General features: G+C 41.4%; 17 protein-coding genes. 3 read left to right on the top strand and 14 right to left on the bottom strand.

Annotated features, from left to right (window positions below):
• Nucleotides 1–99: 99 nt before the first annotated feature.
• The gene (locus O9324_RS13985; protein ID WP_288140492.1) at nt 100–525 is read left to right on the top strand and encodes a type II toxin-antitoxin system VapC family toxin; all 426 of its coding nucleotides are present in this window, start codon (nt 100–102) and stop codon (nt 523–525) included.
• On the opposite strand, the gene O9324_RS13980 is transcribed toward O9324_RS13985, so the two are convergent.
• From O9324_RS13980 to O9324_RS13935, 10 genes are all read right to left on the bottom strand, one after another.
• Nucleotides 498–665: a hypothetical protein gene (locus tag O9324_RS13980; RefSeq protein ID WP_192845961.1), complete on the bottom strand. Its 168-nt coding sequence runs from the start codon at nt 663–665 to the stop codon at nt 498–500. The genes O9324_RS13985 and O9324_RS13980 overlap by 28 nt on opposite strands.
• A gap of 4 nt (nt 666–669) precedes the next feature.
• Nucleotides 670–924 (bottom strand): hypothetical protein, encoded by a 255-nt coding sequence (locus tag O9324_RS13975; protein ID WP_288140491.1) that lies wholly within the window; start codon nt 922–924, stop codon nt 670–672.
• Nucleotides 911–1,264, bottom strand: a complete 354-nt coding sequence (locus O9324_RS13970; RefSeq protein ID WP_288140490.1) for a HepT-like ribonuclease domain-containing protein — start codon at nt 1,262–1,264, stop codon at nt 911–913. Before O9324_RS13970 ends, O9324_RS13975 begins: the two co-directional genes overlap by 14 nt.
• Nucleotides 1,248–1,574 carry a nucleotidyltransferase family protein gene (locus O9324_RS13965; protein WP_288140489.1) on the bottom strand — a complete coding sequence of 109 codons (327 nt, stop codon included), beginning with the start codon at nt 1,572–1,574 and terminating at the stop codon, nt 1,248–1,250. Before O9324_RS13965 ends, O9324_RS13970 begins: the two co-directional genes overlap by 17 nt.
• A 126-nt stretch (nt 1,575–1,700) precedes the next feature.
• Complete coding sequence (locus O9324_RS13960) at nt 1,701–1,922, bottom strand: AbrB/MazE/SpoVT family DNA-binding domain-containing protein (protein ID WP_002762317.1); 222 nt, start codon at nt 1,920–1,922, stop codon at nt 1,701–1,703.
• Between the two features lie 89 nt (nt 1,923–2,011).
• Entirely contained in the window at nt 2,012–3,295 is a 1,284-nt protein-coding gene (locus O9324_RS13955) for a restriction endonuclease subunit S (protein WP_288140488.1), read from the bottom strand.
• Nucleotides 3,296–3,367: 72 nt separating this feature from the next.
• On the bottom strand, nt 3,368–3,580 hold the full coding sequence (tumA, locus tag O9324_RS13950; RefSeq protein ID WP_288140487.1) for an antitoxin TumA: 213 nt from the start codon (nt 3,578–3,580) through the stop codon (nt 3,368–3,370).
• Between the two features lie 24 nt (nt 3,581–3,604).
• Nucleotides 3,605–3,982 carry a type II toxin-antitoxin system VapC family toxin gene (locus O9324_RS13945; protein ID WP_288140486.1) on the bottom strand — a complete coding sequence of 126 codons (378 nt, stop codon included), beginning with the start codon at nt 3,980–3,982 and terminating at the stop codon, nt 3,605–3,607.
• Nucleotides 3,973–4,293, bottom strand: a complete 321-nt coding sequence (locus tag O9324_RS13940; protein WP_288140485.1) for a RelB antitoxin-like protein — start codon at nt 4,291–4,293, stop codon at nt 3,973–3,975. Before O9324_RS13940 ends, O9324_RS13945 begins: the two co-directional genes overlap by 10 nt.
• 23 nt (nt 4,294–4,316) lie before the next feature.
• A complete protein-coding gene (locus tag O9324_RS13935) occupies nt 4,317–6,986 on the bottom strand; it encodes a type I restriction-modification system subunit M (RefSeq protein WP_288140484.1) in 2,670 nt (889 codons plus the stop codon).
• Between the two features lie 235 nt (nt 6,987–7,221).
• Here O9324_RS13935 and O9324_RS13930 point away from each other — a divergent pair, with 235 nt between their 5' ends.
• Nucleotides 7,222–8,694 carry an NADH-quinone oxidoreductase subunit M gene (locus O9324_RS13930; RefSeq protein WP_287628477.1) on the top strand — a complete coding sequence of 491 codons (1,473 nt, stop codon included), beginning with the start codon at nt 7,222–7,224 and terminating at the stop codon, nt 8,692–8,694.
• A gap of 62 nt (nt 8,695–8,756) precedes the next feature.
• Here the strand turns inward: O9324_RS13930 and O9324_RS13925 are convergent, their stop codons facing one another.
• Entirely contained in the window at nt 8,757–9,920 is a 1,164-nt protein-coding gene (locus O9324_RS13925) for a cysteine desulfurase family protein (protein WP_288140483.1), read from the bottom strand.
• Between the two features lie 469 nt (nt 9,921–10,389).
• On the opposite strand from O9324_RS13925, the gene O9324_RS13920 reads away from it, so the two are divergent.
• Nucleotides 10,390–10,791, top strand: a complete 402-nt coding sequence (locus O9324_RS13920; protein WP_002765787.1) for a phage integrase SAM-like domain-containing protein — start codon at nt 10,390–10,392, stop codon at nt 10,789–10,791.
• 701 nt (nt 10,792–11,492) lie between these two features.
• Here the strand turns inward: O9324_RS13920 and O9324_RS13915 are convergent.
• The 3 genes from O9324_RS13915 to grxC all read right to left on the bottom strand — a co-directional run bounded on the left by O9324_RS13915 (nt 11,493) and on the right by grxC (nt 12,671).
• Nucleotides 11,493–11,795, bottom strand: coding sequence for a HigA family addiction module antitoxin (locus O9324_RS13915; RefSeq protein ID WP_288140482.1), 303 nt, complete (start codon nt 11,793–11,795; stop codon nt 11,493–11,495).
• A 79-nt stretch (nt 11,796–11,874) separates the two neighbouring features.
• Nucleotides 11,875–12,369, bottom strand: coding sequence for a tRNA adenosine(34) deaminase TadA (tadA, locus tag O9324_RS13910; protein WP_123229874.1), 495 nt, complete (start codon nt 12,367–12,369; stop codon nt 11,875–11,877).
• Entirely contained in the window at nt 12,354–12,671 is a 318-nt protein-coding gene (gene grxC, locus O9324_RS13905; RefSeq protein WP_002802035.1) for a glutaredoxin 3, read from the bottom strand. Before grxC ends, tadA begins: the two co-directional genes overlap by 16 nt.
• Between the last annotated feature and the right edge of the window lie 101 nt (nt 12,672–12,772).

Below are 12,772 nucleotides of genomic sequence, written 5' to 3'. Positions count from 1 at the left end.
CTCTAAGACTTTCCGGTATAGTTCACTTATCATTTTCGTTATTTAGGTCATATATAGTAAATATGACTTATCTTTTTTTGGAGTCTGTGTCTGTATTCCATGCTACATAAGCTTTTCAGCTTGCTTGTCCCCCTGTCAGATTTAGATGCAGTCACTGCTCTGAAAAAATTACGTCAGAGAAAAGAGACACTCTATATCACCTCTCAAAACCTTGTTGAATATTGGAATGTTTACACCCGTCCCCAAAAACAAAATGGTTTAGGCGGTTCAATTATAGAAGTTCAAACGGAAATTAATCGTCTAAAATCACTTTTTTGGGTTTTACCTGATCATTCAAATATTTATCAACAATGGGAAAAATTAGTGAGCAATTATCAAGTAAAAGGGGTTAATGTCCATGATGCCCGATTAGTTGCTTTTATGCTAGTATATAGCATCACGCATATTTTAACCTTTAATACGGATGACTTTAAACGATATACAGAAATTGCTGTAGTTCATCCTACTGAACTTAAGACAAATTGAGATACTACAATTTCTAAGAGAATGGCATCGGTTGTAATTACTGGATAACCTTCGTATTTTTCCGATAGTTGTATTGCTTGCTGATGGTGTTGATCGTTTTGGTTGATTAGGGCGATCGCATAGCCTGTATCAACAAACATGGGGTTAAGCATTTTTCTCGCCGTTTAAGTACGCATCAATATTTTCTGAAAAGTCGGCAGGTGCAGAAATTTTAATTTGTCTGAGTCGTGAAAATAAAGATTCAGGGTTTTTTTGAGGTGGGGTGGCTACGGGTTCGGCAATGTTTTTATCTTCTAAGACAATGACGCGGATGATTTTGCCTTCCCATGCAGGGCTGTACTGTGGGGGAATTGTCAGGATGCCGTTTTTTAGGATGGTTTTAAAATTAATTGCTTTCATTAGTTTTTGAGTCCATCAATATAGGTTTAATTTGCTTCAATAGTTGAGGAATTTCGTGCTGAATTACGTCCCAAACAATATCAAGATCAATTTGATCATATTCATGGACAATTATATCACGCATCCCTGCCAGATTCCGCCACGGTATTTCTGGATGTTGTTGGCGAAATCCGATTGAAAGTCGTTTTGTTGCTTCTCCTATAATTGTAATCTGATAGAGAATTGCTGAAATTTTCTCATCATTGGTGATTAGATCAATTTGCTCAACACCGCTCGAAAAGCGAAGGATACGCTTGGCTGCTTGTTCGATATCGATGAGGGATTCAATATCTCTTAGCATAGATAACCTGAGCAGATTCTAGGATATTCTGACGACGCAACCAGTTGGCACTGCGTTCTATAGCAGCTTTCACAATTAAGTCAATTTTGCGGTCAAATAGGTTTTGCAGTTCTTCTTTTATTTGCAATGTTTCGGTTAGTCCGCGCTGAAATTGAGGGTCAAAGGTGACTAATATATCAATGTCGCTATCAACACGGAAATCATTGCGTAATACTGAACCAAATAGGGACAATTCTGTAATGTGCCAACGTTGGCAAAAGTTTTCAATTTGCTCAGGGGATGGTTTGATGTTTGTTATTGGTGTTTTCATGGCAAACTCTTATTTTCTCTTTTTTCATCGCTTGCTGTTGTGTATGCCTGATCAGTGCGGTTTGGTTTATCAGGATTTCGCCATGAATTGCGATGATTTCCTTTTCGTTGAGCCAGTATGGTTCTCTCATTTGGCTAGGTCAATCAGGGCGTTACGATATTTTTTGATGCCGCGCCTTGCGATTTCCATTTTTTTGGCAAAGTCGGGATCGAAGGCGGTGATTTCGTAACCGTTGGGGGTTTTAGTTAAATAAATATTGTCGCCGTCGTCAATATTCAGGTTAGCGGCGATTTCTTTGGGAATAATGACGCTGAGGGAGTTACCGCGTTTTTTGACGTTGAGTTGCATGATGGCTGTGTTTCAAGGTTTGATTTTTTTTCATGCTAACACTTGTTACCACAAATGTTGCAACGTTTAGTTCTGTTGATTTTTAGATGTTAGTTTGCTGCTGTGTTTTGGTTGAGGAGGTCAGTAACTCGGACTTTGCCTGTTAGCAGGTCTTGCATGAGTCCGGTTTTAAGTAGTTTAATTTTACTCAAATATTTCTTATTTAACAAAGTATCAGCATCAAATTTTTCTATTTGTCGAATTAACTTGTCTTGCTCATTCAAAGATGGAATAGGAAATTCAAATTTCGCAAGCACACCCAATTGAAGATCTGGAATGCTCAAGACTGTAACTCCATCTTTAATATCTTTTTGTATTTTCTCTGAGTTTAAAATTATTTCCAGAAATTCAGGTCTAATAATTTTTATATTTGGTCTTAGCAATGCAACATTTTGAGTAATAGCACTATAAGGATCAGATTGATTAATTCTGGCGACTCGTCCAAGTGTTCCCGTTTTAGTAATTAGAACATCTCCATATTTTGGTAAACTTCTTTCTCTTAATCGTTTAAAATCTTGTTGCATAATCTTATTACAAGACTCATAATCAATCGAACCATTTCCACACTCCTTTGCAGATATTAATGGAATTCCTTCTTCTACATACTTTGGACGAACTGTTAGACCGTAAGTAATATCTTCTAGAGTTTCGCCTATGTTTTTCACCTCCCACTCAACCGGAATCCTCCCAAGCGGTGAATCCTTAAAATCATGGGTTTCTTCACTGCGAATATTGCCATTTTCATCAATTCCTTTGGTGAGCAAGTCCTGCATTAGTCCGGTTTTGATGCGCTGCTGCTTGCTAATTAGGGCTTCGGTTTGCTCAATCGCGCGGTCTATTGTTGAGAGGATAGTGGCGATTTGGGTTTGTTCTTGTTTGTTTTCAAGAAATGAAATTTGAATCTTTGATAATGCAGTTTTTGAGATTTCCGCAAAAGTGGTCCCTTCTCCCAGATTTTTGATCTTATTTATGTTGTATTTGAGATTGTAATATACAAATTCAGAATCGTATTCTGGATTGAGATTAAAGCTCTTACATCCTTGGTTTGTGCAACAATCAACTAAAGAAATTGCTAGATAGCCAATAGGAGCGCGGGAAGATAAAATTATCGATCCTATGGGAACAATCTGAGCCGAGCAACTTTTAAGACCTTGTTGCGTTATTTTCTTGCTTGATGTTATCAGGTAAGGAGTATTTAACTTGCTGAGATCATTCGGAGTAACCCAAGTAATATCACCATCCCAATAACTTAAATTATTAGTTGAAGGGGTTGAACCTGAACAAATTTCCCCAATCTCATCGAGTCTTCTTAATTTCCAACCTTCCACACTCATCTCAAATTCTCCAACTGACTAAAAAAACGATTCAACTCCGCTAAACTTATCTCTAGCTTTAAAAATGTAATTTCATCCATTAGATACCTGACGCAGCCCCAAATAGTGGCGATAATCATTCGCCCAATCAATAAAAATCGCCTCATCAGAGAGTTGTCCCTTGCTATAGCGATCAAAAAAATCCTCAGAGTCCATATTGTGCTGACTTTCATACAAACTAAGGCGTTTGGCTACAGCAATCAGCGCATCTAAAGGTGATTTATATTGTACCTGTTGTTTTCGCATTTCTTTGTCCTATCCTTAACTTATTCATGAAAATATAGCCAGGGATTGAGTCGTTAAATTCTCAATCTTTGTCAGTTGCTGATCATTAGTTAGTAATGTTGCTTGTAAACTGAGAGTTGTTGCCACGATAATAGCATCAGGTAATTTTAGCTTATACTGTCGTCGCCATTGAATGGCTAGACTTTTAATTGTGTCATTAATATTAATAACTGTCAAATAACTTAAAAAATTATGAATTTGATGTGCTTCAGCATCACTTAATCTTGGATAAGATAAAAGTTCCATTTCTGTAATAATAGAAATAAAATAAACACCAGAAGGTAAAGGCTGAAATAAGCGATTACCCAGATGGTAAAGAGCAACATTAGTATCTAAAACAAACTGAGGTAAACTTAGAGCCATGAGTTCCTTGTCTCACTTTGATATTCTAAAGGATCAATAGTTAGTTGAATGCTACCCGCATAAGCTGCGAGTGCTTTAAAAGACTCTGTACTATCTTCCTGTTCACCTTTTAAATCTGATAAAGCTTGTACTGCTGATTGATCTACCTGTGGAGACCAGACAACTGCTTCAGTCGATTCTAATTGACTCAAAAGCTTTTCCTCCTGCTGTTGCAATAATGCCTCAATTTTTTGCCAATCTTGGTAATTAATAATTACCGCCACTGGCTTCAGGTTTTCATCCGTGATAAATTGCTTTTTAATAGACTGCATAATCTGCTCCTAACTTACTTAGATTAGTCCCTATACCCTAGTTTAACCAAAAACTCATTTAACTGTCCTAAAGTCTGCTCTCGCTGGGACTCCATTTCCTGACTCGATACCGCATACTTATCCCAAAGATTCTCAACCTTAGCGACAAGTCCCCGCTTTTCCCCATTCAAGTAACGAGTAAGCTGCTCCGATACCCAATCATAGAGCTTTTTCAGAATCAGTTTTTTCGCCTCTTCATCCCTTAACTGTCCTCCTACTTCAGTCAGTAATCCCTCAGGATAAGATAATTTAATCTCCAAGGCTTTCTTATCCTTATTAAGCGCGTTAATCTTGGCCTTTTCTTCCTTTTTACTGGCATTTAACCCCATAAGCTGATTTTGTACCTGCTCAAGTAATTCAACAGTTTCAGCCTTAAATTCCTCATCACCAACCCGTTTTAAGCGCAGCTTTAACTCAAGCTGACTCTGCTGTTCTTTAAGTGTATTCTTAAGTAACTTGATCCGATTCTCAATGTCCGTAATAACATTGTATTCTTGTTGGTAAGATTGCCGCTCTCTGGCTGCTGAATCGCCCTTAGATTGCTTCAGATCATCTATCAACTCTTTAAGCACTTTCTTAATCGATGCGGTGCTAATAGTTTCTTCCTCTTCCGGTTCATAATTTGCCACCTCTTGCGCTGATTCCACTGCCTCGCTTAACTCCCCTTGGGCTGCACTAATTTTACTTTCTAGTTCCTCAATTGCCGCCTCTTCCGCCTGAAAAAATGCCGCTAATAAATACTGATCAGGGATAAGAGTATGATGCCAGCCAGTGTTAATAATAGTCTTTAGATCATAGCGAATCTGCTGCCACCAGTTAACAAACACCCCCGCCGATTTAAACTCATCTAAAACCCCCAAAGGAATCAGCTGCTGTTTAAGGCTGCTCAGTAATTGCTGCCGCACTTGGGGCATAATATTATTTCCCTCCAACTTAGCAAAATCATCCCGCGCTTCTCGCCACCAATTCTTCAGCGTAGTATAGTGATCACTTATCCTTGCTTGTAAATCGGGATTAGCTTCCAGATTCTCTTTAATAGCGGCTTTCGTGGCAATTTCTGGGCAAAAACTAGCATAGCCGGGGCGTAGGGGCTTAAATAGGGTATCTGGATTAATGCTAAACTTAGCAAAAGTATCCTGTTGTGCGACAATTTCAGCCTGCGGAATACCCCCCATCAAGTGAGCTTTTACGTCTTCTGGTTCGGGATCTGGCGTATTATCCACATAGCGGCGAATATTGAGATTAAAGTCGTGTTTTTCCACAATTTCCGACTTATCTACCAAGCGGCTATATTTGGGATATTCTCGCTTGTGGGTAAAGACATAATCGATCTTTTCAATGTCTTCGGGGCGCAATTTATTCTGGTTCTTTCCCTCAGCATATTCTCGGTCCGCATTGATAAAAAGGATTTTATTGCCTAATTCCTCCGGTTTATTTTTATTCACCACCAACACACAGGCCGGGATACCAGTGCCATAAAATAACCCCGGTGGCAAACTAATAATCGCCTCAATCACATCATCCTCAATCAAAATCTCTCGAATCAGCTTCTCCTTGCCGCCGCGAAATAGCACCCCATGGGGCATGATAGTGGCCATCTGGCCGTCGAGTTTAAGACTGGCAATCATGTGCTGGACAAACATCAGATCCGCCTTTTTCCCCTTTTCCGGGCAGAATTCGCGAAAGCGGTTAGTAAACTTGAGATTAGACCGGCTGTAATCCTGGGAAAAGGGCGGATTAGCCAGAACTCGGTCAAACTTGCGAATCTGTCCGTTTTCTAAAATGAGCGGATCTTCCAGCGTATCCCCGTTTTCAATGATGAAGCGGGTGATGTTGTGGAGGATCATATTCATATTACAAATCGACCAGACCGTACCATTAGAATCCTGCCCGTAAAGTGCTAGATTCTGGGGGTTTTGCCCCTGTTCCTCCACATATTGATAGGACTGGATAAGGAACCCGCCCGACCCTACAGTGGGGTCATAGATAGTGTTGCCGGCTTGGGGTTTGACCAACTGCACCAACAGCCGCACCACCTCCGCCGGCGTGTAAAATTCTCCCCCTTTCTTCCCGGCACTATCGGCAAAGTATTTGATTAGGTACTCGTAGGCGGCACCCAATAGGTCGGGAAACTCAAAGTTATCGTTGACCAGCACAAATTGGGGCTGATTGAAATGATCTAGTAAATCCTTCCATTTGTGGTCAGGTATCTTGGTTTTGCCCTTGGTGGCATTAAAATCGATGTTATTCTTCAGCACTCCCGCCAAGGCATCGTTAGCATCCTCTACCGCCGCTAATGCCTTATTGAGCATATTGCCGATGTCCTGCTTAAGGTGTTTGAGTGGGGGCACTTCGTGGCCGTTTTCGTCGCGCCAAGATTGATGCCAGCGAGCGCGAGGAGGTACGAAAAATGTTTCTCCATAGGAGGTTTCGCCTTCTAGGAGTTCGGCCAGCAGTGACGGGTCTGGGATGTGTGCATATTGTTTCTTGAGTTGCGCTTGCTTGCGGTCAAACTCGTCTGACAAGCGTTTGAGGAACAACATCCCAAAGATAAATTCTTTGAACTCGGAAGCGTCCATTTTACCGCGCAGAATGTCCGCCGCCTTAAATAGAAAGCCTTCGAGTTGACTGAGAGTGATCTTTTCTTGTTTCATCGTTAGTTAAGTTAAATGTTCACCAGTTTAAGCAGCTGTTTATAATTAAATTGAAAATGGGTTTTAGGCTCGATCCCCCCTGCCCCCGTAGGGTTGATTCATGAATCAACCCTACCTTGAATCAACCCTACCTTGATAAGGGGAGTGTCTGACAACTTTTAACACCTATCTACTTATCTTGCTAAAGATTGACCGCTCAGGCAATAATGGGAAGGCTTGTCATCCCCATTAAAGAATGCTCAACGCTTTTATTTGGCTACCGATTATAGGGGCGATACTGATTGCCTACACGCCTCTAGAGGCGAAAAAAGTGCGAGGATTAGCTCTAACTCTTGCTGTCGTTCTCTTACTGCTTAATATTCTCCTTGGCTGGCAATTTGACCCTAGTAACCCGCAAATGCAGTTCACGGTTAATCTGCCTTGGATTAATTTCCTCGGTTTCAACTATGCCCTCGGTGTCGATGGCTTATCATTTTCGTTACTTTTTCTTAACAGCATCTTGACAATAATTGCTCTTTATGCTAGTGGTACAGAGGTTAACCGGCCGAGATTTTACTATTCTCTGCTCTTGTTACTCAATGCTGGAGTAGCGGGGGCCTTTCTAGCACAGGATTTACTGCTATTTTTCCTATTTTACGAATTAGAAATCGTCCCGCTTTACTTTCTCATTGCCATTTGGGGGGGTCAAAGACGCGGTTATGCGGGCATGAAATTCTTATTATACACAGCAATTTCTGGCTTTTTAGTGCTAATCTCTTTCCTTGGCTTAGTTTGGCTAACTGGTGCTAATAATTTCGCCTATAACCCCCTTTTATCGAATAATTTAGACGTTAAAACTCAATTACTGCTCCTCATCCCCCTTCTGATTGGATTAGCCATCAAAATCCCGATTTTTCCCTTTCATACTTGGCTACCGGATGCTCACGTCGAAGCATCTACCCCCGTTTCTGTGCTTTTAGCGGGAATATTACTCAAATTAGGAACCTATGGACTGCTGCGCTTTGGAGTCGGTTTATTTCTCGATGCTTGGGTAACTCTCGCCCCTTGGTTAGCAACGATAGCAGCTATCAGCGCCCTCTACGGGGCCAGTTGCGCTATTGCCCAAAAGGATATGAAAAAAGTAGTCGCCTATTCTTCTATTTCTCACATGGCCTATATTTTACTAGCGGCGGCGGCCACCACCAGATTAAGCATCACCGCGGCGATTTTGCAGATGATTAGTCACGGTTTAATTTCCGCTTTGTTATTTTTGCTGGTGGGAGTAGTGTATAAAAAAACCGGCAGCCGGGATGTGGATTATCTACGCGGTTTATTAAATCCGGAAAGAGGTTTACCAATCACGGGAATGTTAATGATTTTAGCGGCTATGGCCAGCGCTGGCATCCCCGGAATGGTGGGATTTATCGCCGAATTTTTAGTCTTTCGTGGCAGTTTCCCGATTTTTCCAATACAAACGCTCTTATGTTTGGTTGCTAGTGGTTTAACCGCAGTATATTTTCTCCTGATGATTAATCGGGTTTTCTTTGGTCGTTTAACCCCTGAATTATCGCGCATTCCCCGCAGTACCTGGCCCGAAAGATTTCCCGAAATTGCTTTGGCTTTATTTATTATTGTTCTGGGATTACAACCGAGTTGGATGATTCACTGGAGTGAAAACCAAGCATCAATGTTATTAACCGGCACGGCAATCAGTCAAAGACAATCATAGAAAGCTTTTTCGGAATTTTTGAAACCTAGACCGAAACTAACTTGTGGATAGGAGCCGAAACGTCAAAAATTTTTGGCTTTGCGGAGGGAATTAACCGTTAAAACCACCTGTTCCCCCACCAGTTCAATTTCTTCTAAAGTATTAAAACGACTCAACCCGAAGCGCAGGGAAGCATAAGCGAGAGATTCGGGGCGACCCAAGGCAGTTAAAACGTGGGAGGGGGCGGTATGGCTAGAAGAACAGGCAGAACCGGAGGAAAGAGCCACTATTGGCTGTAATCCTAACAATAATGCCGCACCGTCCACCCCTTCAATGCTAATATTCAAATTTCCGGCTAATCTTTGGCTAGGATGACCATTGAGATAAATTCTGTCTAATTGACTGATAATCTCCCATAAACGGGCTTTTAACTGATTTAAGTAGCTGGTATCTTCTTCTATCGCTTTGATGCCCAATTCTACTGCCTTGGCAAAACCGACAATTTGCGGTGTAAACATTGTACCCGATCGCAGTCCTTTTTCCTGGCCTCCCCCTTGAATTTGAGCGGCGAGACGGACTCTGGGGTTTCGGCGCCGGACGTACAGCGCACCGATTCCCTTTGGTCCGTGGACTTTGTGGGCAGTTAAGGACATCATATCTATATTCATTTCCTCCACATCTAGGGGAATTTTGCCGATTGCTTGGGCCGCATCCGTATGAAAAAGTACCTGATACTGGCGACAAATCGCCCCGATTGCCGCTAAAGGTTGAATCACCCCAATCTCGTTGTTAGCAGCCATAATTGACAGCAAAATCGTGTCAGTACGCAAAGATTTTTCTAGTAGTTCCAAGTCAATTAGTCCATCAGCACCGACGGGTAAAATTGTCACCTCAAAACCCAATTTTTCCAGATAATGACAGGGATCTAAAACGGCGCGATGTTCTGTCACCACCGTAACTAGGTGTCGTCCCTTGGCGAAATAAGCTTCGGCAACCCCTTTGATAGCCAGGTTATTGGCCTCCGTTGCTCCACTGGTAAAAATAATTTCTTCGGGACTACTATTAATAGCAGCGGCGATTGTTTCTCTTGCCTGTTTAACCGCGGCCTCGGCTGTCCAACCGTAGATATGATTAATACTACTGGCATTACCAAAGTGTTCGGTGAAATAGGGCAACATCGCCGCCAGAACCTGCGGCTCCATCGGTGTCGTGGCGTGGCAATCTAGATAAATCGGCTTTTGAGACATATTTTTCCCCTGCGGGGGATTTGGGAAGGAGATATCCTCTGTTTTCAGAGAATCTCTGAAAGTGGATTGTTAATCTATGTTAACAAAAAAGTATCGGATAGTAGTCAACAGCTGACGACTCAGACCAGAACTTTAAGATTTAATAATGAGAGAGCAATCGCTCTCTGAGAGCAGTTATAATTTCCCTATTCCAATGTTGTTCAGTAACCCAACAGGATTAATAACACATATTTTCCCGCTCAATCATGGCTAAAAAATCGAAGGCCTTTAGTGAACTGCTCAGGCTGCAGAAAATGTCCCAAGGATCCGAAAAACCCTTGAAAAGCTTTGAGAAGAAATAAAGGCGATTCAGTCGGTTAGCCGACCTTGACCCTGAGGAGAAAATGGCGGCTTTAGACGCTTGGAAAAAAACACCTGATTCATTACCCTATTGACCATCGAGCAGCGATTTGCAGGAGAGAAATTTGAGATGGATGATTCCCAGAAATATGAGGCTGACTGTCAAAGGATAAGAAAAGTCAATCATGAATTACTAAAGGATTTCGAGAGTTGGCTAGAATCATCAGGTTTGTCGGAAAAAACCATTAATAATCATATTTCAAATATAGATTTTTATATCAACGAATATTTACTCTATGAGGATGCAGTAGAAGCTAAAGACGGGGTAGATATGGTCGGTGACTTTTTGGGTTATTGGTTTATAAAAAAGGCCCTGTGGGCCAGTCAATCAAGCCTCAAGGCTAACGCAGGTAGTCTGAAAAAGTTCTACACTTTCTTACTGGAAAAAGGCTTAATAGATAAAGATGATTTGCGAGAACTTAAAGAAACCATCAAGGAAGAACTGAGTGAATGGCTGGAAACCCTAGAGTGATACGATGACCCATTGAGTGAAGATATGTGGGATGTTTGGTGATTTTAGCCGAGGGGCAATCCCCCACCCTCCTCACCATGAAGATAACTGTTATACAGGGTAAGCGCATCTTAACAATCCTTGACAAAATGAACTTTATCTGGGTTGCTTACCCACGATTCAGGCATATTTGAGGAGAATTTGCCATCTCAATTGTTAAGCAACAATCGACCAATTGGGTCGGTAACTATTCTGATTGACTGGTATCACTTGAAATGCTTACACAGCAAGCGGACCACAAAATTGGCCAATTGTCAATAGCGTTTGAGATGCGCTCACCCTGATTGGATTCCCTTTTAAATCTTCGCTATTTATAGAGGAATATGAGTAATCCAGTCTTGATAATCTTGGGCATTTCCTAATAAAGCAATGAGAATTAAATCTGGAGTTTAGACTAAATGTTTACCCAAGCGGCGATCGCTGAAGCTCAAGGGCGATCGCTTTTGGCAAAAGATCCGGTTAATGCAACTGGTGGTGATCAGCTAGTCCACTGTTAACGGTAATACCAAATCCGTTTTTAATAGTATGATTAACTCCCACACGCGGTTATTCATACATTTGTATCAGTTTAGGGATGACTGATAATTGCTGATTGTCGCTATTTCTGCAAATGTGAGATGCAGCCAGTATGTCAAATGAATAATTATAGAATTCAAGAGAATTTATCCTGAAGACAGGGATTGATAAGGAATAATTTCTTCGAGGGTATTTCCTAACTTTTCCCTCGCTATATCTAACTCATAAACTTTTTGTAAATTCATCCAAATTTCTGCCCCTGTATTAAAAAAAAGCCCTAATTTTAAAGCAATATCTCCCGTGATATTTCCTTGTCCCTTGAGAATTTGCTCAAGTTCATTCTCAGAGATATTAACTCTTTTGGCAAGCTGAAAAACATCAAGATTAATTTCCTCTAATTCATCAGCTAAAATTTCACCAGGGTGGATAGGACTTTTCCAATTATTCATCGTGAATTTTCCTTACGGCTCTTCTCATTAAGATGAAGTGTAACCTAATTTGATATTGACTCCTATCTCCCTGACTCCTTTAAACATTTCTTTTTTTCTCAAACCATGTTTGTAATAATTCCCCCGATTCCTTAGCTAAAATTCCCGCGATTACCGGTAAACGATGGTTAGAAAAAGGACTATCAATAAAATTAGCCACAGTGCGGATAACTCCTGTTTTCGGATCGTCAGCACCGTACACTAATAATCCTAGCCTAGCCTGAATAATTGCCCCGGCACACATGGGACAGGGTTCGAGGGTGACGTAGAGGGTACAATCATTTAAGTGCCAATTGCCTAAAACTTGACTAGCGGCACGAATCGCCAGAATTTCGGCGTGAGCGGTGGGATCATGGTGTTTTTCCTTGCAATTAGCTCCTTGAGCGATTAAATGTCCCTGTTTATCCACGATAACCGCTCCCACAGGTACATCACCCCGGTCCCCCGCAGTTGCCGCTAAATTTAAAGCTAACTGCATCCATTGCCGATGTTTCTCATAGGCTTTTTCGTCAATAGACTTTAGATAGTCCCACATTTAGCCAATAAATTATCTAATTTTTTCTGACCATCCAAAGCATACAAATCATCACAACCACCGATATGTTCATTATTAATAAAAATCTGTGGTACACTGCGTTTACCGTTGGCTCGTTCCGCCATGGCTTGACGAGCGCTTTCATCCCCATCAATCTTGTATTCGGTGTATTTTACCCCTTTCCAACCCAGCAGCCATTTAGCACGAATACAGTAGGGACAAGTTGCCCAAGTGTAAATTTCCACATTGGCCTTGATATTCTCGTTATAACGCCCAAAAAGCGAGTTAAATAGATTTAGCATCGTTCTTACTAAGTAGTTAGGTGTTAAAAACTGTCAGATGCCCCCCTTATTAAGGGGGGATTAAGGGGGGATTAAGGGGGGATTAAGGGGGGATTAAGGGG

Source organism: Microcystis sp. LE19-84.1B, assembly GCF_027531875.1.
GTDB classification, from domain to species: domain Bacteria; phylum Cyanobacteriota; class Cyanobacteriia; order Cyanobacteriales; family Microcystaceae; genus Microcystis; species Microcystis panniformis.
This window is presented reverse-complemented; position numbering and strand designations above follow the sequence as displayed.

What these genes read in the sequence shown, in the direction of transcription:
- O9324_RS13985 (WP_288140492.1), top strand. Translation starts at nt 100, where the DNA reads ATGCTACATAAGCTTTTCAGCTTGCTTGTCCCCCTGTCAGATTTAGAT.
- O9324_RS13980 (WP_192845961.1), bottom strand. Translation starts at nt 665, where the DNA reads ATGTTTGTTGATACAGGCTATGCGATCGCCCTAATCAACCAAAACGAT.
- O9324_RS13975 (WP_288140491.1), bottom strand. Translation starts at nt 924, where the DNA reads ATGAAAGCAATTAATTTTAAAACCATCCTAAAAAACGGCATCCTGACA.
- O9324_RS13970 (WP_288140490.1), bottom strand. Translation starts at nt 1,264, where the DNA reads ATGCTAAGAGATATTGAATCCCTCATCGATATCGAACAAGCAGCCAAG.
- O9324_RS13965 (WP_288140489.1), bottom strand. Translation starts at nt 1,574, where the DNA reads ATGAAAACACCAATAACAAACATCAAACCATCCCCTGAGCAAATTGAA.
- O9324_RS13960 (WP_002762317.1), bottom strand. Translation starts at nt 1,922, where the DNA reads ATGCAACTCAACGTCAAAAAACGCGGTAACTCCCTCAGCGTCATTATT.
- O9324_RS13955 (WP_288140488.1), bottom strand. Translation starts at nt 3,295, where the DNA reads ATGAGTGTGGAAGGTTGGAAATTAAGAAGACTCGATGAGATTGGGGAA.
- tumA (WP_288140487.1), bottom strand. Translation starts at nt 3,580, where the DNA reads ATGCGAAAACAACAGGTACAATATAAATCACCTTTAGATGCGCTGATT.
- O9324_RS13945 (WP_288140486.1), bottom strand. Translation starts at nt 3,982, where the DNA reads ATGGCTCTAAGTTTACCTCAGTTTGTTTTAGATACTAATGTTGCTCTT.
- O9324_RS13940 (WP_288140485.1), bottom strand. Translation starts at nt 4,293, where the DNA reads ATGCAGTCTATTAAAAAGCAATTTATCACGGATGAAAACCTGAAGCCA.
- O9324_RS13935 (WP_288140484.1), bottom strand. Translation starts at nt 6,986, where the DNA reads ATGAAACAAGAAAAGATCACTCTCAGTCAACTCGAAGGCTTTCTATTT.
- O9324_RS13930 (WP_287628477.1), top strand. Translation starts at nt 7,222, where the DNA reads ATGCTCAACGCTTTTATTTGGCTACCGATTATAGGGGCGATACTGATT.
- O9324_RS13925 (WP_288140483.1), bottom strand. Translation starts at nt 9,920, where the DNA reads ATGTCTCAAAAGCCGATTTATCTAGATTGCCACGCCACGACACCGATG.
- O9324_RS13920 (WP_002765787.1), top strand. Translation starts at nt 10,390, where the DNA reads ATGGATGATTCCCAGAAATATGAGGCTGACTGTCAAAGGATAAGAAAA.
- O9324_RS13915 (WP_288140482.1), bottom strand. Translation starts at nt 11,795, where the DNA reads ATGAATAATTGGAAAAGTCCTATCCACCCTGGTGAAATTTTAGCTGAT.
- tadA (WP_123229874.1), bottom strand. Translation starts at nt 12,369, where the DNA reads ATGTGGGACTATCTAAAGTCTATTGACGAAAAAGCCTATGAGAAACAT.
- grxC (WP_002802035.1), bottom strand. Translation starts at nt 12,671, where the DNA reads ATGCTAAATCTATTTAACTCGCTTTTTGGGCGTTATAACGAGAATATC.